Genomic DNA, 16214 nt, shown 5'->3' on the forward strand with positions numbered 1-16214 from the left:
TGAATAAAAACCAATAATGCGCATTACTCGGCTTTTCAAAAGCAAGAAAGAAAATCATGACTATTATACTAAATCCTGGCAAGGTAACACTTAGAGAACTTGAAAATGTTTATGTAAATGGTGAAGTAAGTAAACTTCATAGTGATACATATTTGGCGATCGAAAAGGGAGCTAATCGCATTGCTGAGATTGCCTCAGGAAGTGAACCAGTTTACGGTGTTAATACTGGCTTTGGTAAGTTAGCTTCGATTAAAATTAATGCAAGTGATGTAACTGTTCTGCAAAAAAATCTTATTTTATCGCATTGCTGTGGTGTAGGAGATCCTTTAGCTGAAAATGTTGTGCGTTTAATGATGACTTTAAAGCTTATTTCGCTAGGACGAGGAGTTTCTGGTGTTCGTTTAGAGTTGGTGCATTTGTTAGAAAATATGCTTGCAAAGGGTGTTATTCCTGTCATTCCTGAAAAAGGATCGGTTGGTGCATCGGGAGATCTTGCTCCACTTGCTCATATGGCAGCTGTTATGATGGGAGAGGGAGAGGCATTCTTTAAAGGGACTCGTATGAGTGGAGCAGCTGCTTTAGAAAAAGCAGAGTTGTCACCTATTACTTTAGAGGCAAAAGAAGGGCTCGCCCTTATCAATGGGACGCAAACATCGACAGCGCTTGCTCTTGCAGGTCTTTTTAAAGGATATAGAGCATTGTGTGGCGGGCTTCTTTCTGGAGCATTAACAACTGACGCTATTATGGGATCAACAGCACCATTTCATCCCGATATTCATGTTTTACGTGGTCATTATGGACAAATTGTAGTGTCTCAAACGTTAAAAAAACTTGTGGAGAATTCAGAAATTAGAAATGTGCATTTACATAATGATAACCGTGTACAGGATCCTTACTGTATACGTTGTCAGCCACAAGTTATGGGTGCGTGTTTTGATATTCTGATGGCAGCAGCAAAGACACTTGTTATTGAAGCAAATGCGGTTACAGATAATCCATTAATTTTAAGTAATGGTGATGTTGTATCAGGTGGAAATTTTCATGCCGAGCCTGTAGCGTTTGCAGCTGATCAGATTGCTCTTGCTTTATGTGAAATAGGATCGATTTCTCAAAGACGTATTGCTCTTATGGTTGATCCAGCACTTTCCTATGGACTTCCTGCTTTTTTAGCGCAGAATGCGGGTCTTAATTCAGGTTTTATGATTGCTGAGGTAACGGCAGCTGCTTTAATGTCTGAAAATAAACAAATGGCACATCCTGCTTCTGTTGATTCAACACCAACTTCTGCAAATCAGGAGGATCATGTCTCAATGGCTTGTCATGGAGCGCGTCGATTATTGGCTATGAGCAAAAATCTTTTGACTATTGTTGGCATTGAAACGCTTGTTGCAGCACAAGGAATTGAATATCGTGCTCCTTTAAAAACAAGCTCTTTATTGCAATCTGTTATTACACGTTTACGTGAAGATATTGATACTTTGAAAGTAGATCGTTACATGGCCTCAGATCTTCATAAAGTAGATGTACTTGTAAGTGAAGGGCACTTATTATCTATTTTACCAGAGACAATTTTTCCAAAATTGGAACCAAAATAATATTTATTACGAAATAAAAACAGAAGAAGAAATCTTTAGGGGATTTTTTCATACAAATATTATTGTTCAATGGCGTATTTGAAAATTTTATGAATGTACTGATTTGTTTACTAATATAAATTGGTATATTCATGATTTTGAAGATGAATTGGATAATTAATATTGCAGTTATATAAAATTTGTATCGCACTGTTTTATTAAGTGTATCTCTTGATAGTGCTTGCTACCATAAATTTTTTTTGCTAAACGCAATGTTAAATTAAAGCCCTATGAATATATAGAGAAATATCATCATGGGGAGCTTGTTTCGTTATAACGAGACTTTAAATTGAAGGGGCAAAGGGGTGCAATTTTTATTGTAACCGGCGTCCGCTGTGTTATCACTTAAAATAAAGTTATATGTTTTTGTTGCTATAATGCTTTATTGTGAAAATGAAACAATAAAAGTTGCAAATCTTTCAGATTCATTATGTCCCTTTCATAGTTCAATTGGCTTTTATGCTTGTTGATTTATGAATTTTTTTTATGAATAGGGCGAAAGCATTTAAAAAAGGAATGAAATGGCAACGAATGAACTTAAGCGAGGTATGAGTAAGCGACAAGTTATTTTTTTAGCACTTGGTTCTGCTATTGGGACAGGTCTTTTTTACGGGTCTGCACAAGCTATTAATCTTGCTGGTCCGAGCGTTTTGATTGCTTATTGTATTGCTGGTTTAGCTATTTTTATGGTTATGCGGGCTCTTGGTGAGATGATTATCCATAATCCTCTTCCCGGTTCTTTTGCTCGTTATGCTGCAAACTACATATCGCCATTAGCTGGTTTTTTAACGGGATGGACTTATGTTTTTGAAATGGTTTTAGTCGGTTTGGCTGATATTACGGCTTTTGCAACTTATATGGGATTTTGGTATCCTGATGTTGCTCCTTGGATATGGGCTCTTAGCATTACATTGGTTATTACCGGTATTAATTTAGCAGCAGTAAAAGTTTACGGTGAATTAGAGTTCTGGCTGTCTTTCATTAAAGTTATTGCTATTATCGCTATGATCGTTTTAGGAATAGCTATTATTTTTCTTGGTTGGGGAACAAATACGGTTTCTTCTGCTGTTAACATTAATAATTTATGGAAAAACGGTGGTATTTTTCCTAATGGTTGGTTTGGTTTTTTAGCTTGCTTTAGTGTTGTTGTTTTTGCTTTTGGTGGTATTGAAATCATTGGAATGGCAGTGATGGAAGTGCAAGATCCGCATCGTACTATTTCGAAGGCAATCAATTCTACTCCAGTTCGTATTTTGCTATTTTATATTATGACATTAGCTATTTTAATGTCACTTTATCCTTGGAATAAAATCGGTCTAATGGATAGTCCTTTCGTTTCAATTTTTGAAAATCTCGGGATTTCATCAGCAGCGAATATTTTAAATATTGTTGTTGTTACAGCTGCTATTTCGGCAATGAATAGTGGAATGTACGGTGCTGGTCGTATGATCTATGGATTATCGCATGAAGGTTATGCGTTGAAGAAGTTTCAATATTTGTCAAAAAACGGTATACCAATTTTTGTTATTTTATTACTTTTTAGTGTTTTTCTTCTTGGGGTTATCCTAAATTATTTTTACCATGATAAACTTTTTTTTCTGATTGCAGCGATGGCTACATTTGCAACTGTTTTTGTTTGGATGATGATTTTACTTTCACAAATTTTTATGCGGTTAAAGATGCCTAAGGAAGCGCAGTGTGATTTAAAGTTTCCAATACCGTTTTGGCCAATAGGATCAATTTTTTCTATTTTGTTTATGACTTTTATTTTTGTTTTGTTATGGTTTTTTGATGATACGCGACCAGTTTTAATTATAGGTGTTAGTTGGATAGCTTGGCTTGTTTTTTGCTTTTACACACTCAAATTTTTTAATTCAAAGAAGAAAGATGAGTCAAAGTGATGAATAAGGATTGAGTTTAAAATAAATGATTGTTGACTCTATAACAGAACAACATTTGAAAATTATTTCTCAAATATAAGAAATTATTTTTCAAGTATTATTTATTTTAAAATTTTTTGCGTATTATTTTACGTTAAAAGTCTATTAAATTCATGTTACGTAAAAAGAGAATGAATGATTTTTATCAATGATAAAAATAGTTTTTAAATATAAGTGATAATAATAAAAATAATTTTAAAATTATTATCTATTTTTTTTAGATAAAATAAGATTATTATAAAATTTAAGGAAGTATTTAAGATTTTTTATAGTATTTTTATTTAATTTTTGTTGCACAATAGACTAAATTAATAACGGATAAGCAATAAAGTTTTTAGAAAAACAATTTAAAAAGTAGTTTTGTTATCACACGTTTGCTAAAAAACTCAAAAAAATAGATAGAATAACGCGATTTTTTTTATCGTGATTTGTGCCTATTTACAGCGAAAAAATTGCTAATATTTTCATATAAAATTCATAGTTTTAACAAAATAAATAAACTTAAGTTATTAATTGATATAAAAACTCGAATGGTGGGCGTGACAGGCGCAAATAGTTTTAGTAAAATCAATAAGTTATCATAAGATGAGGGAATTAGTGAATCATTGATTCTATTACGTTTTTTGAATGGCTATCCCTTACTTTTTTGAAGCTTTTTTATTGATTCAAGAGCAAGTTTTTTGCGGTCAGCGCTCTTTGTGTAAAGAGATGCCATACGATCCTCTGTCCAGCCAAAAATTGCTTTGAGTTGTGAGACTGTTGCACCTGAATTTGCGGCGCGTGTTGCCGCTAACTTTCTTAATCCATGTGCTGATTTTTTAATCCCTGCTGCATTACAAGCATCTCTAAACAAATTTCCAAAGCTTTCTTTGGTTAGTTTCTTGCCTCCTTTCCCACAAATGAACGTTTCATCTCCGATAGGACTAGTTGCAAGTGTTGAGGCTAATTCTGGCAAAATGGGAAGGAAGACATCTGTTTGGAATTTACTTTTCTCTGTTTTTAGATGGATAGTGTTATCTTTTACATCTTTCCAGCCAATTCGTATTGCATCACCCCGTCTTAAGCCTGTATAGAGAAAAACGTCAATCCAGACGCGTTCATGCGTACCGATAGACCAGCGTTGATAATATTTTTCTATGTCTTCTTCTGTCCAAACTGGAAATCCATCTTTATTGTTGAGAGCTGGTTTTTTGATTCCTGCTGCTGGATTATTTTCCAAAAGTCCTTGATCGATTGCCCATTTAAAAAGTCCACTTAGGGCTTTCAGAAAATTTCTAGCCATTGCTGGCGTTTCTTTACGTCTTTCAACTCCTGCTGTAATATGTGCTTTTTTGATTTCTCTATATGGAATATTTCCTATGGAATCGCACACTTTCATCAAAATGAGTTCTTTTTGTTTTTTTGTGGCTTTAGCGAGGCGATGCCAATCAACGCTATTAAAATATTGTTTGAGAAGCCATGCAAAGGAACCTTCAATAAGTTTTCCTGATTTAGGTTTAGGGGGGATGATGCCTTGCAATTCAGCAAGTGCGCTTTTATAGCTGTCAACAAACTCTTGCGTTCCATAGGTTCCGTGTACTCTACGTCGCGGTCCATGACCAATTCGTACGTACCATACAATTTTGCCATGTTGGGTAATTTGTTTAACAAGATGAGGGGGGCGTGGCTTTGGCATGGGAGCTTCACATCTTAGAGAGTAAAGATTCGTAATATTCGTTCTTTTGCAAATCTAATAATTGGTCTGGATGAGTAGTTGTTTTAGGAATTCCGATTCCAGCTTTGAGATAAATCAATAATTCACCTGTAGGTTTGATTTCTATTAGTTCGCAGCCTTGTTTTTTAGCTTCTCTGAGGGCGCGAGCAATGGCTGGCTGTGTTATGGTAGGTGGGCGATGTGCCATATCTGTTCTCCTAAGTTTAGATGCAATCCATCTGTGGCGTGAATCGCGCATTTAATGAAAAGTTTTTGTGAAAGGGTGGGGGTGCTAAGAGAAGGAATAACACCCCCATAGTGTTTAAGCAGCTTGAGTCAATATCTGCTGCATGTCTTGCTCTATCTTTTCTAAAAACGCTTCGACAGCTTTGTTTATGTGTTCGATTTGCTTTTCATCACGGTATATGCGTCGTATTTTGAGGCGTAAATGTGATGATTGGTCAGTAAAGCGTGGATCATAGCTTACAAAATCACACCATTTACGCTCCGTACAAGCCATTTGGAATTGCATTTGTGCGATATATTCAGGCTTGATTTCGTTATCGATAAAAAAGCGGATGTGGGTTGTTGATCTTGGACATTTGACTTCGATTAAGCCATGTTCTCCAACAAGACCATCAGGGCTTGCACCTGCCATTTTTATTGTTGGATGCGGTACAAAACCGCACTTTGTTATATTGGCATCATAAATAAAGCTATATTCTTTGATTGCATCATCTTCATGCTCGATACCCCATCGCATATCTTCACTTTCATAATATGGGTTTGTTTCTCCCGTTAAGCGCTCTGTAAGGAGTTTGATTTTGTATTCGTCATATTTGCTTGTGGGTAATCCTTTGGCTGTTCGATTGGTGACGCTGTAGACGTTTGAGGCAGTGACTTTTCCTAATCGTGCTTGAAACCATTCTGCTGTTCTTTGTTCCATATTACACTGCCATTTCTTGTTTTTGCAGGATTGGTTCATATTCAGCATCTTGTATAGAGGCGTTTTGTTGTGCTTGAGCTATTTGTAAGCGTTGTTTTCTTTTCAAACCATCCAAAACAGTTTGAGCTTTTTCATGAGACAGATCGCTAAGCCCTTCGACTTTTGCAAAAGAAAGTATATTTTCTTTCTTTGTTTGTGTTTGATCCATTAATTCCTGAATTTGCATAAGCATTTCATTTGAAATCTGTTGACTTTGTGTGTTGTGATTTGTTCTGTTAATACGTGCGGCTTCGTCTTCATCGTAAATGCCAGACAACCCAAAAGCATAGCGTGCACATTGTATAGTAGCTTTATGACGCAACATGCGAGCAGGGTACTTTATCCAAATATCTGTGTTTTGTTTACATTCTGACAAATATTCGGTGACCTCTATAGGATCTTGAATGTTTTTTAAACGGATGGAGCATTTGATAGCGATCAAATTGCCATTGTTGTCGAGTTGATCGTGGAAGGTCATACCATCAAAGTTTGGATTCGCTTTAATGATCTTAATCCATCCATCAATGGAGACGATAGGCATGATCCCTCCGCCTTTTTTGGGGAAGGCATAAATTTCTTTTGTGAGAGGATTAAGTCCGTAAGTATTGGCAACACAAATAAAAGCAGTGAATTCTTCATTAGAAAAAGGAAATTTATTACTGGTACAAGTTTTGATGATTGTTTCTCGAAATTCGTCATGGGAGAAACCATATTTGTGTGCCATGAGTGTTAATGGAGAATTGGTCATTTAATATCCCTCATTTATGCGCAATCTATCTGTGATGTGAATCTCGCGTTTGTTTTAAATAATTGTTTTGTGCTGTTAGAGTTTTATTTTTTAGGCTGTGTGATCTTATCAGTAAATTTGTACTGCCTCATGATCTAAAATCTTTATTTTAAGACGGTTTCATTTCTAGAAATTTTTGCGCTGCCATTCACGTTGGCATATTCGCAAATAATAGCACCACCAAAAATACGTGCATTACCAAAAATTTTAGCGTTATCACTAATCCAACAGTCTCCACCATGCCATAGGTTCTCTTCATGCTCGATCCAGCCCCTCGTATTTCTTTTCCATAATTTTTTTCCTTTATTAATGCGTGTTTTGTCTTTTCAGTTCTTGGGAAAGGGCACTTATGCCTTTTGTTGTGATTTTTGCAGAAGGAATAATTTTTTCCGTTCCATCTTCTTTTTGAATTGTGATGGTTGGGCAATCCATAAGACCTTTTTTTATTTTATCCTGATAAGGCAATAAGTGTCCTGCTGGCATGCGTCGGTAAATCCAACTTTTTTCCTGTAAAAAGTGAACGAAGTATTTTGGTTGCACTTCTAATATTTTTGCTGCTTCTGTAAGACCAAACAGACCATCAGAGCGCGTTAAACTTTCAAGAGCCATTGCTTTTGGCTTAAGTTCAGCAATGATAGTGTCCTTCTCTTCAATTTGACCATTTAGGTGTTTTAAAAAGCCGATCATTGCTTCAGGACTTGAATAGTCAATTTGCGGAACAGGCATTTGCTTTGCGCGCCGTTCACATTCGATGAAATATTGTCGTGCCTGTTTTCCTTTTTCATTGCGTTCTACCATGGCAAGTTCTTTTGCCATATCAAGTGTAAGGTGATAATCTATTGCAATAACAGCTCTAGATTTTGCGCTCGCCAGATTTGGCGACCGCAAATTTTGTGTTTTTATAAAATCTTGATTTTCTATAAAGCTGTATTTATTGATACGATCTTTGATCCAATTTGAAAAATCTTTTCCTACTTCCAAAAACGCATGCAACTCACGTGCATTTACTGTTTGAATAGTTTCCGGTCCGATAGCTTGTTCTGATATTGGTATGATGGTATTCATCATTAAACTCCATTATGCATGAATAGCGGTAAGCTTTTTCATGGCGAGCTTGATATTTATTGGATTGAAAAGGGGCGCTCTTAAAACACCATTAGATTACGTCGCAAAAGCGTAGACGGTGCTGTTGTTCATAAGTGCCGTACAATGCGTCTTCATATTCTTGCTTTACAATATCATCTAGGAAATTGTGATATGCTTCGCTTTCTAGAATAAAATCGTGATATGTTTTGTTTTCAAGGTAAATAATATCATGTCCATTAATATAAAGTTCAGCAATATCTTCTGAAATATTTTCACAACGATTAATTGTTGGTTCGATACGGAAAATTTTAACAGCGTTCTCAACATTATCGATAAATTTTATAATGTCTTTTTCTTCGTAAAATGGTCCCGATTGTGCGATGTTTTCTAATTCATCACGGCACATAACTAACAAAATTTCATCTGAATTTATAAAAATTGGCTTTTTCATAATTTCCCCCTCAATGCTTGTGTGTGTAGTTTACAATTAATTATTATAACTATAATTATAAAATATCAAGTAAAAAATTATAAAAAATTATATTTTAAAAATTATCATAATATTTTATTGAGTAAAAAGGTGAGTAAAAAAGCAGAGGAACGTACTTTTAACTCCAGTAATAGTTAGAGGTAATTACGAATCATTTTACCGTAAGTGCCTTCTGGCAGGATAGCAAATATTTCTCCAATCCATGTAATTTTAACGTTTTTAATAGGCAGTGCATTCCATGAAAGCAGATCTATTTCTCCATTCATACCTCTACTGATTTTCTTTATATATCTCTTGTTGTCATGTGTTAAAACAACGGCTTCTTTACCAAAAAAAGATTCTATTGTTTTGATTTGGCGCCGTCTAACAATAATCATGTCTCCATCTTTGTAAGCGGGGAGCATAGATTCTCCTCTAACTTCAAAAGCAATCATATCATCAGGAAAAGTGAAAGGAACTTCTACTTGCGCAAGACCTTCTTCAGGGATTTGTTCAAAACTTGGATCTATTTGTGTTCCTGCCCCTATATAACCCATGAGAGGCACGAAAGTTGTGAAGTGATTTTCTCCTGTTAGTTCTCTGTATAGTTTTAAAATGGCATCACGATTAGAACCTCTAGGGTCTGAATCTTTTAGCCACTTTGAGACTGAAGCTTGTGTTACATTCAATCGTTTAGCCACATCTTCTTGCGTTAAGTTGAATTCAGTCAGAATCTTTTTTAAAGTGTTTATGATATTAGATTTATTGCTCATAGCTCTGCTTACCTTATTTTTTTATTATTGATAAAGATTTATTTTCTTGACTTTGTATAACTATAATTATAGTAATTATTTGGGTAAAGTTATGATCGGAGCCTTTAATGAAACAACAAGAATATTTTAAGAACTTTATTAAATCAGTACGGATTAAATTTAATTGGACACAATCAGAAATGGCAACAAGGCTTGGTGTGACTCAAGCGGCTGTCTGTAAATGGGAAAAAAGAGGATCTATATCTCTAATAAATTATTTAAAGTTACAACAAGAATTGCAACAAGAATTGCCTCAGTTAAAAAACCATTCTGGCTTTATGTATCCTTCGATTAATGTCTCAACATTTAATAATCAACAGCACAATTCACACTCTTAAATTGGAGAAAAAACAGAGATGGCAAATAATCAGCACCAGATCACTATAAGCAAAGATCAGCTGATCGATCTTGTTAATAAGATTGAACAGAGTGATATGTGTTATGATGCCCATCCGCTTGATGAACCACCTTCTCAAATAAGATTATATTTTCCATCAACAAGTTTTATTCTCTATACGCTGCACAGTATCTTTGAGAATGATAATAAAAGTTATTTTACATTATATCCGTACGATGATTTTAACCAATGGTTTTCATCTGTGTTTACGCAAGCTTTTACTGCTTGGTTTGACAATTATTTTTCTAGAGATTTGTTATCTTTTGATCGCTTAAGTGAGATGGTCTTTTTTATGGCCATAGTCAAAAATGAGCTTAATAGCTTAAGGGATCAGCTCATCGAACAGAAAAAAGAAGAAATCAAATTAATAAATCGTGCATGCAGCATGGATATAAACACGCAATAACCTTAAGGGGGAAAAACATGAAAAGAACACCAGGTTATACTTTCAGCTGTTCAGAAGGTTTAATACATGCAATAGGTTTTCCAGATGGTTGTACAATCGTTTTTGGTAATTCTGATTGGAATTTTTCGTTTGATGAAAACAACCATTTAGTAGCAAAAAATGATTTAGGATCAATGTTGTACTTAGAGATACACGGTAACACACAAACTTTCAAAGAGAAGTTTCGGGGATTATTTGGGAAACACAATAAGTGGTCTGCATATTAAATAAAGCACCTCGTAATTGATATGCTTTTAATTGATCTGTTACATTTTCCATTTCATTCCATGCTGATTGGATTTGTTCAGCTTCTTCTATAGGAGAACGCAAAAATGCTCTTTCTAGATAAATATTAGCACTAAAAATTTTTGTAAAATTATATGTCGGAGAAAATTGAAAAGTGAGTTTAATAGAAGCCCAGCATGTGCGGTCAATATCTGCCCAAAATTGTGTTCCCATAATGGCAAAACATTTTGTCTGGGCTGGAATATTTATGTCTTTCAAAGATACTTCTAAAGCTGGCATTGCAGGTGGGGTTATAAGATGAATTTTATCTTCGATATTATGGTGATAAGGAAAAGTAGGTGCATTAAACTGGCCAACAGAAAGAAATACTTTAGGAGAAGAATTAGTATGTGCCCGATTGATAGCAATATCTTCTTCTAAACAGTAAACAGCAGAAACAGAATGCAATTTAATATCAAAGGGGGTTACGTTATGAAAATTAAGCCACGCAATATCATCAGCAAAATTTTCATAACAAGATGTAACATATAAAGGTTGCAGTGGAATGCTATTTATTTGATTGTTTGCGTTTCGAATTGCATCATTATCAGGCATTTTTCTCCCTCATTTCGAAAACAACAGCCATTGAACGGCATTATAAAAATATTCTTATAATGGAATTTCAGATGACTAACACGATTCTTTGCCTTGATCTAGGCACCAAGACAGGCTGGGCGATTTGTGGTGCAGATAATCACATCATAAGTGGAACAGCCAATTTCCAACCACGTCGTTTTGAGGGTGGGGGAATGCGTTATTTGCGTTTTAAGCAATGGCTCACAGAAATGAAGATGACCGCAGGTCAAATTGGTGAGGTGTATTTTGAAGAGGTGCGCCGTCATGTGGGTACCGATGCTGCTCATGTTTATGGTGGTTTGTTAGCAACCTTAACAGCATGGTGTGAGCATCACACAATTCCTTATGAAGGTATTTCAGTCTGTACAATTAAAAAAGCGACGACAGGGAAGGGGAATGCCTCAAAGGAAGAAATGATAAAGGCGGTGCGTTCTAAAGGACATGCGCCACAAGATGATAATGAAGCAGATGCTTTAGCAATTTTACATTTAATTAAAAGGAGGGAAATCGGGCATGTCAACTAGATTGCCTTGGACGAAGCTTAACGCGGGTGAATGGATGAATGAGGTTTCTTGTTTATCTCCAACAGAGAAATGTATTTATGTGATGTTGCGGTTTCAAATGCTTTACGCTGGTGAACCTCTTTTGAATGATGCAAAGGCATTAGCTCTTTATGTTGGTTATCCAGCTAAAACGTTTATCAAAGCGTTAGACCTTTTATTGCTTAAGAAAAAAATTATTAGCTTAGCAGATGGTCGTTTATGGAATTTAGATGTTGAAGCAGAATTAAGTGATAGTAGAGAAAAATCAGAATCTGCATCTAAAGCAGCTAGGACTAGATGGCAAAAAGCTAAAAACAAAAATGATGATGATTGTTTAAAAGAGAATGACCTCGTATATGATCCGCATATACAGATGCAATGCGAACGCGATGCAGACGTAATGCACGTGCATATGCAAACTGAATGCGACGCATATAATCCGCATAATGTTCGCATTGTGAACGATGCTGAGCATGAGGTTGAGCAAAAAGAAAAGAAAAGATCCCCCCACACCCCCCTAAAAGAAAATAAAAATATAAATAAAAATAAAAAAACTAACACTTTCGTGTTAGCAAAAAAAGAAAAAGAAATGGGTTCTGAAAATTCAGAAACAGAAGATCAAGTTCACGAGCAAACAGACAATCATGTTCTGGAGAGTTTTTCAGATCCAGTCAAAACATCGTCAGAAAACATCCATCCCATTCATCAGCCAAATATCGAGGATATCCCTGATTTCAGAAACTGGGCACCGATTGACGATGATGCGCTAGAGAAGCTTCCAACACGAGAAGCTCCCTCAAACACTAAAATGCTTGGAGAAGCTATCGGCGATGTTCTTTACGGGGCAGCTATGGCACAAGCGCAAGAGCCTGTTGCTTCTCAAGCCAAAAAACAATCTTCATCAGTGAAAAGCAAGCGAGGTTGTCGATTGCCTGATGATTTCGAGCCTGATTACGATTTCGCAATTCAGGAAGGTTTGCCTCCCGAGCGTGTGAAAGTCGAGATGGAAAAATTCAAAGATTATTGGAAAGCTAAGACAGGCAAGGACGCAACCAAGCATGATTGGCCAGCGACATGGCGTGTCTGGGTGCGTAGGACTATCGAGAATTTAGCGAAAGGAAACAACTATGGAAAAGGAACTGGTTACCAAACAGGTCAACAGCGTGGCTGGGGTCACCGCGTCGCTGAACACATGCGCAATATCAAACATTCTGACAGTGCGTACAGGTTTCTCTTCGAGGATGACGCAAAATCCACCATTCCATTGGCTCCCGGGACAAAAACCATCGATTGCAGAAGCGGAGCAAGTCATTGCCTTGGGGAATGAGGCTTTAAAACAACTTGATGACCAAGCTTCTGAGCAAGAAATCAGTTTAATGTTTGATGTGCTGTCTGGTGCTCGTAAAACTTCAACTGCAGCAGATGAAAAGGCTACTGCACTTGGATATTTTTTTGCACTTGAAGGGGTGAGTCAGTGGGGACTTAAGACGGCAATAAGAGACGTGATAAAAGGTAAAGCAAAAGGCTTTTCGACAACGTTTATGCCATCAGCAACAGATTTGTTTCTTTATTGTGAACAGCTTGAAAATGGCGTTCGAAAAGCAGTTCAAAACATATTTCAGTACCTAGAAAGATCAGAGATTAAACCAAAACCAAAAGGAGAGCCGATTTCTGCAGAAAAATTTGATGAACTGAAGCAAATGCTTGCTGCTCCAGATTCCGCAGAGGCAAAAGCGTATTTTGCCAAAGCGTAGCGGGATAAAGCAGCGTGAGAGTATCTTAGCCTAGCAAACTAGTGAAAAGTGTTGATCGTTTTTGTATTAGACATACGTTTAAATCAATAAAAAGGCACCATACAGAGCGATTAAAGAATTTTTTGATACATATAGCATTAAAATAAAAATGGCTATTTGTGGTCAAATTTGTGGCAAATAAGCCTATCGATAAAATTAAGGATTAAAGCATGGAAATCTTAAAACATCTGTTCTTAACAAAACGTAAACAGCCAATACAAAAAAAGTTTGTTGCAACAGCTATTTGTCATGCACCTTGGGGGCTTGGTTGTGCTGAATATTTTTATAACCTTTATGAGCATGAAAATGGGATCAGAGAATATGAGGAGTTTGAAGGCTGTCAGTACTATGATATGCCAGAAAAAACCGATTTTAGTACTAAAGCACAAGTGAAAGCATGGGTTTATGGAGGTAAGGTTCCTAGTACTGTTATGCATCTTGAGCCTCTGATCGATGAGATTAACAAAGGCATTAAAAAGTTATCAGAAACTATTAAAAAATTATCGAAATCTGCTGGGAAATAAACATGTTTACAATGAAGAAAACGACAATTTTATTATATGGCATCGGGTTTATAGCACTTATAGCTTTGTCTTTTTTGGAAATAGAAAAAAAACACTGACTTTATTCAAGGCGTTTTAACATTTGCATCTATCTTTTTAGTAATAGTAACAATCCTTTGTGCAATCTTATGTAATTCTAAACTTCCGTCAAAATTACATTTTGATCCAGAGTACCAATATGAAAATACAACATCTTGGAATATCATAACATCTGATTTACGTTTATATATGCATCAACTTTTTCGTTTAATTGTTTTAGCACTTATAATATTAATTTTTCCAAATAGTTTTAAAAAAAATATTTCTTATCTGATCACTTTGGGGCATTTTGAGTATGAACTTGATTTTTCATTGGATACTTTGCTTTGGGATGTTTTTTTATTTGTTACATTTTATATTATGTTTTATATGCGCAGTATGATAAATGCATTTATCAGAGTAGTGCAAAGTTCTGCTCAAAAGTCATCGTAGAGCATTTTACTGCCTATTATACGTTCTAGTTCTTCCTTTTAATATGTTCTAAATTTACGCGTATATTGTAAGAAAGGAGTTTAATTATGCTCATAAAATCAACGTTAATCACAATGTTTATAGTCTTAATTTAGTGAATTCAAGTATTGCCTAAGCTATTTAGCAAAACGCTATAAGCAACTCACCTTGACCACTTCTTTTTTTGATTAGCTTTGTTTTTGTATAAATTTTTAGATGCACAAAAATTATGTCCTCTGTGAAGCTAAAAAATAAAAAAACTCCTTCTCTCAACAATAAATTTAGCAAATTTAACTTATTTTGAGATTACTACGTATCTTTAGATTCCTACGATATGAAAAAAATATTTGGATTTATGAAATAACGTTCTTCATTTTTTGGAGATAGTGCTTGCGCGACAATCTGAGCATTTAAAAACGTTTTGATACCTTTTTTAAAAATCTCATCACTAAAATCGCTCTCTCTCAGATCATTGTCCTGACAAAATTTTTTCCTACGATGATCACAGTAAATTATTGAATTGCTCCACAGGTCACTTTCTCCTCTTGAAGCTGCCCATAAGATGAAGAAGAAAGTTTTAATATCAGCGTTGGTTTCAGTATCAGATTTTTCAGTATCAGATTTTAAAGATTTGAAAAGTATTTTCACAACGTTTGTCGATAATTCAGCAAGCTTCTCTGAATAAGAATAAATTCTGACACCTTGGGCCAATTTTTCTGTACTGAAATTAGGATAAAAAGGATTTGTTTCATACACTTTATCTGGGTCTATATTCATAATTACTCCTTATTATCATATTGAAATTTATTTTTAGGAAAATTTACTACATAATGAAATAAATTAAGCGATTACTCAAGTATTTTATTGGTTAAACAATCCATTTTGTAGCATTTTTATTGAATTTTTTACTTAGAAACATTTCTGTCGTTGAAGGGCAAGGTGTTTATATTAATAACTGCGTATTAGCTTAATTTTAGTATCGCTAAATGACCTGGTATGCTTGTGATGTGATGCAAAATTCAATAAAATAGCTAAAGACACTTCAGAAGCCATTTAATGATTTAAAAAGGTACAGTGATGAAATGGCTCAAAACATCTGTCAGGGTTTAATGTAAAAATAAATAAGAAAAATATTTATTTTCAGTTATTTACTGATATTTTTTATTTGGAAACATGAATTATTTTATGGTATTATAATGCAGTTATAAAGTTTGTTTTTTACGCGTGCATTCTTCTGTTTAATACATATAAATTTTCCCCAAAAAGGATATAAAAATATGCTCAATAAGGTGACGTTAATAGGGTATCTTGGTGCTGATCCAGAAAGCAAAACAATGCCTTCTGGAGCTGAAGTGGTCAATTTTAGAATGGCGACTTCTGATAGCTATAAAGATAAAAACACCAATCAAAAAATAGAGAAAACGGAATGGCATTCTGTGGCGGTTTTTAATCCCCACATTGCAAAGATTGCCCTTCAATATCTCAAAAAAGGCAGTAAGGTCTATATCGAAGGGCGATTACAAACACGTAAATGGCAAGATAACAAAGGCATTGAGCGTTACACGACAGAAGTGATTGTACCGCAGTTTAAAGGTGAATTGTATTTGCTTGATGCAAAGAAAGAGAGCGATACTTATGTCACTGCTCAAAGTTATGCAGTTGCTTCAGGTGCTGCTGATTATAAAACATCTGTTAATGACGACATTCCATTTTGATTG

General features: G+C 35.1%; 18 protein-coding genes. 9 read left to right on the top strand and 9 right to left on the bottom strand.

What is annotated here, in order from left to right; genetic code table 11:
- The first annotated feature begins 56 nt into the window (after positions 1–56).
- Together hutH and V4P55_RS01450 are read left to right on the top strand one after the other, a co-directional pair.
- On the top strand, positions 57–1595 hold the full coding sequence (hutH, locus tag V4P55_RS01445; protein WP_455474684.1) for a histidine ammonia-lyase: 1539 nt from the start codon (positions 57–59) through the stop codon (positions 1593–1595).
- A gap of 560 nt (positions 1596–2155) precedes the next feature.
- Positions 2156–3535, top strand: a complete 1380-nt coding sequence (locus V4P55_RS01450; RefSeq protein ID WP_455474686.1) for an amino acid permease — start codon at positions 2156–2158, stop codon at positions 3533–3535.
- Positions 3536–4205: 670 nt separating this feature from the next.
- Here the strand turns inward: V4P55_RS01450 and V4P55_RS01455 are convergent.
- The 7 genes from V4P55_RS01455 to V4P55_RS01485 form a co-directional block, all read right to left on the bottom strand.
- Positions 4206–5249, bottom strand: coding sequence for a tyrosine-type recombinase/integrase (locus tag V4P55_RS01455; protein ID WP_455474688.1), 1044 nt, complete (start codon positions 5247–5249; stop codon positions 4206–4208).
- A 7-nt stretch (positions 5250–5256) separates the two neighbouring features.
- Entirely contained in the window at positions 5257–5475 is a 219-nt protein-coding gene (locus V4P55_RS01460; protein ID WP_455474689.1) for a hypothetical protein, read from the bottom strand.
- A 114-nt stretch (positions 5476–5589) separates the two neighbouring features.
- The gene (locus V4P55_RS01465) at positions 5590–6213 is read right to left on the bottom strand and encodes a lambda exonuclease family protein (RefSeq protein WP_455474690.1); all 624 of its coding nucleotides are present in this window, start codon (positions 6211–6213) and stop codon (positions 5590–5592) included.
- A gap of 1 nt (position 6214) precedes the next feature.
- Positions 6215–7000 carry a RecT family recombinase gene (locus V4P55_RS01470; protein ID WP_455474691.1) on the bottom strand — a complete coding sequence of 262 codons (786 nt, stop codon included), beginning with the start codon at positions 6998–7000 and terminating at the stop codon, positions 6215–6217.
- Positions 7001–7345: 345 nt separating this feature from the next.
- Positions 7346–8104, bottom strand: coding sequence for an antA/AntB antirepressor family protein (locus V4P55_RS01475; protein ID WP_455475092.1), 759 nt, complete (start codon positions 8102–8104; stop codon positions 7346–7348).
- Between the two features lie 91 nt (positions 8105–8195).
- Complete coding sequence (locus V4P55_RS01480; RefSeq protein ID WP_455474692.1) at positions 8196–8576, bottom strand: hypothetical protein; 381 nt, start codon at positions 8574–8576, stop codon at positions 8196–8198.
- 173 nt (positions 8577–8749) lie between these two features.
- Positions 8750–9367, bottom strand: a complete 618-nt coding sequence (locus tag V4P55_RS01485; protein WP_455474693.1) for a LexA family transcriptional regulator — start codon at positions 9365–9367, stop codon at positions 8750–8752.
- Positions 9368–9474: 107 nt separating this feature from the next.
- On the opposite strand from V4P55_RS01485, the gene V4P55_RS01490 reads away from it, so the two are divergent.
- Both V4P55_RS01490 and V4P55_RS01495 read left to right on the top strand, forming a co-directional pair.
- On the top strand, positions 9475–9744 hold the full coding sequence (locus V4P55_RS01490; protein WP_455474694.1) for a helix-turn-helix transcriptional regulator: 270 nt from the start codon (positions 9475–9477) through the stop codon (positions 9742–9744).
- Positions 9745–9762: 18 nt separating this feature from the next.
- Positions 9763–10209, top strand: a complete 447-nt coding sequence (locus tag V4P55_RS01495) for a hypothetical protein (protein WP_455474695.1) — start codon at positions 9763–9765, stop codon at positions 10207–10209.
- Between the two features lie 210 nt (positions 10210–10419).
- On the opposite strand, the gene V4P55_RS01500 is transcribed toward V4P55_RS01495, so the two are convergent.
- Positions 10420–11088: a hypothetical protein gene (locus tag V4P55_RS01500; protein WP_455474696.1), complete on the bottom strand. Its 669-nt coding sequence runs from the start codon at positions 11086–11088 to the stop codon at positions 10420–10422.
- A gap of 71 nt (positions 11089–11159) precedes the next feature.
- Between V4P55_RS01500 and V4P55_RS01505 the strand changes: the two genes are divergently transcribed.
- From V4P55_RS01505 to V4P55_RS01520, 4 genes are all read left to right on the top strand, one after another.
- The gene (locus tag V4P55_RS01505; RefSeq protein WP_455474697.1) at positions 11160–11633 is read left to right on the top strand and encodes a crossover junction endodeoxyribonuclease RuvC; all 474 of its coding nucleotides are present in this window, start codon (positions 11160–11162) and stop codon (positions 11631–11633) included.
- On the top strand, positions 11623–12978 hold the full coding sequence (locus V4P55_RS01510; protein WP_455474698.1) for a DUF1376 domain-containing protein: 1356 nt from the start codon (positions 11623–11625) through the stop codon (positions 12976–12978). The genes V4P55_RS01505 and V4P55_RS01510 overlap by 11 nt, the downstream gene beginning before the upstream one ends.
- On the top strand, positions 12893–13405 hold the full coding sequence (locus V4P55_RS01515) for a hypothetical protein (protein ID WP_455474699.1): 513 nt from the start codon (positions 12893–12895) through the stop codon (positions 13403–13405). Before V4P55_RS01510 ends, V4P55_RS01515 begins: the two co-directional genes overlap by 86 nt.
- Positions 13406–13614: 209 nt before the next feature.
- On the top strand, positions 13615–13968 hold the full coding sequence (locus tag V4P55_RS01520) for a hypothetical protein (protein ID WP_455474700.1): 354 nt from the start codon (positions 13615–13617) through the stop codon (positions 13966–13968).
- 855 nt (positions 13969–14823) lie between these two features.
- Here the strand turns inward: V4P55_RS01520 and V4P55_RS01525 are convergent.
- A complete protein-coding gene (locus tag V4P55_RS01525; RefSeq protein ID WP_455474701.1) occupies positions 14824–15273 on the bottom strand; it encodes a hypothetical protein in 450 nt (149 codons plus the stop codon).
- 500 nt (positions 15274–15773) lie between these two features.
- On the opposite strand from V4P55_RS01525, the gene ssb reads away from it, so the two are divergent.
- Positions 15774–16211: a single-stranded DNA-binding protein gene (gene ssb / locus V4P55_RS01530; RefSeq protein ID WP_455474702.1), complete on the top strand. Its 438-nt coding sequence runs from the start codon at positions 15774–15776 to the stop codon at positions 16209–16211.
- The last annotated feature ends 3 nt before the right edge of the window (positions 16212–16214 follow it).

Source organism: Bartonella sp. B30(2025), from assembly GCF_053793825.1.

Coding starts and splice junctions, on each gene's coding strand:
- V4P55_RS01500 (WP_455474696.1), bottom strand. CDS start 11,088: ATGCCTGATAATGATGCAATTCGAAACGCAAACAATCAAATAAATAGC.
- V4P55_RS01495 (WP_455474695.1), top strand. CDS start 9,763: ATGGCAAATAATCAGCACCAGATCACTATAAGCAAAGATCAGCTGATC.
- V4P55_RS01515 (WP_455474699.1), top strand. CDS start 12,893: ATGACGCAAAATCCACCATTCCATTGGCTCCCGGGACAAAAACCATCG.
- V4P55_RS01520 (WP_455474700.1), top strand. CDS start 13,615: ATGGAAATCTTAAAACATCTGTTCTTAACAAAACGTAAACAGCCAATA.
- V4P55_RS01475 (WP_455475092.1), bottom strand. CDS start 8,104: ATGAATACCATCATACCAATATCAGAACAAGCTATCGGACCGGAAACT.
- V4P55_RS01490 (WP_455474694.1), top strand. CDS start 9,475: ATGAAACAACAAGAATATTTTAAGAACTTTATTAAATCAGTACGGATT.
- hutH (WP_455474684.1), top strand. CDS start 57: ATGACTATTATACTAAATCCTGGCAAGGTAACACTTAGAGAACTTGAA.
- V4P55_RS01485 (WP_455474693.1), bottom strand. CDS start 9,367: ATGAGCAATAAATCTAATATCATAAACACTTTAAAAAAGATTCTGACT.
- ssb (WP_455474702.1), top strand. CDS start 15,774: ATGCTCAATAAGGTGACGTTAATAGGGTATCTTGGTGCTGATCCAGAA.
- V4P55_RS01450 (WP_455474686.1), top strand. CDS start 2,156: ATGGCAACGAATGAACTTAAGCGAGGTATGAGTAAGCGACAAGTTATT.
- V4P55_RS01480 (WP_455474692.1), bottom strand. CDS start 8,576: ATGAAAAAGCCAATTTTTATAAATTCAGATGAAATTTTGTTAGTTATG.
- V4P55_RS01470 (WP_455474691.1), bottom strand. CDS start 7,000: ATGACCAATTCTCCATTAACACTCATGGCACACAAATATGGTTTCTCC.
- V4P55_RS01465 (WP_455474690.1), bottom strand. CDS start 6,213: ATGGAACAAAGAACAGCAGAATGGTTTCAAGCACGATTAGGAAAAGTC.
- V4P55_RS01525 (WP_455474701.1), bottom strand. CDS start 15,273: ATGAATATAGACCCAGATAAAGTGTATGAAACAAATCCTTTTTATCCT.
- V4P55_RS01455 (WP_455474688.1), bottom strand. CDS start 5,249: ATGCCAAAGCCACGCCCCCCTCATCTTGTTAAACAAATTACCCAACAT.
- V4P55_RS01505 (WP_455474697.1), top strand. CDS start 11,160: ATGACTAACACGATTCTTTGCCTTGATCTAGGCACCAAGACAGGCTGG.
- V4P55_RS01510 (WP_455474698.1), top strand. CDS start 11,623: ATGTCAACTAGATTGCCTTGGACGAAGCTTAACGCGGGTGAATGGATG.
- V4P55_RS01460 (WP_455474689.1), bottom strand. CDS start 5,475: ATGGCACATCGCCCACCTACCATAACACAGCCAGCCATTGCTCGCGCC.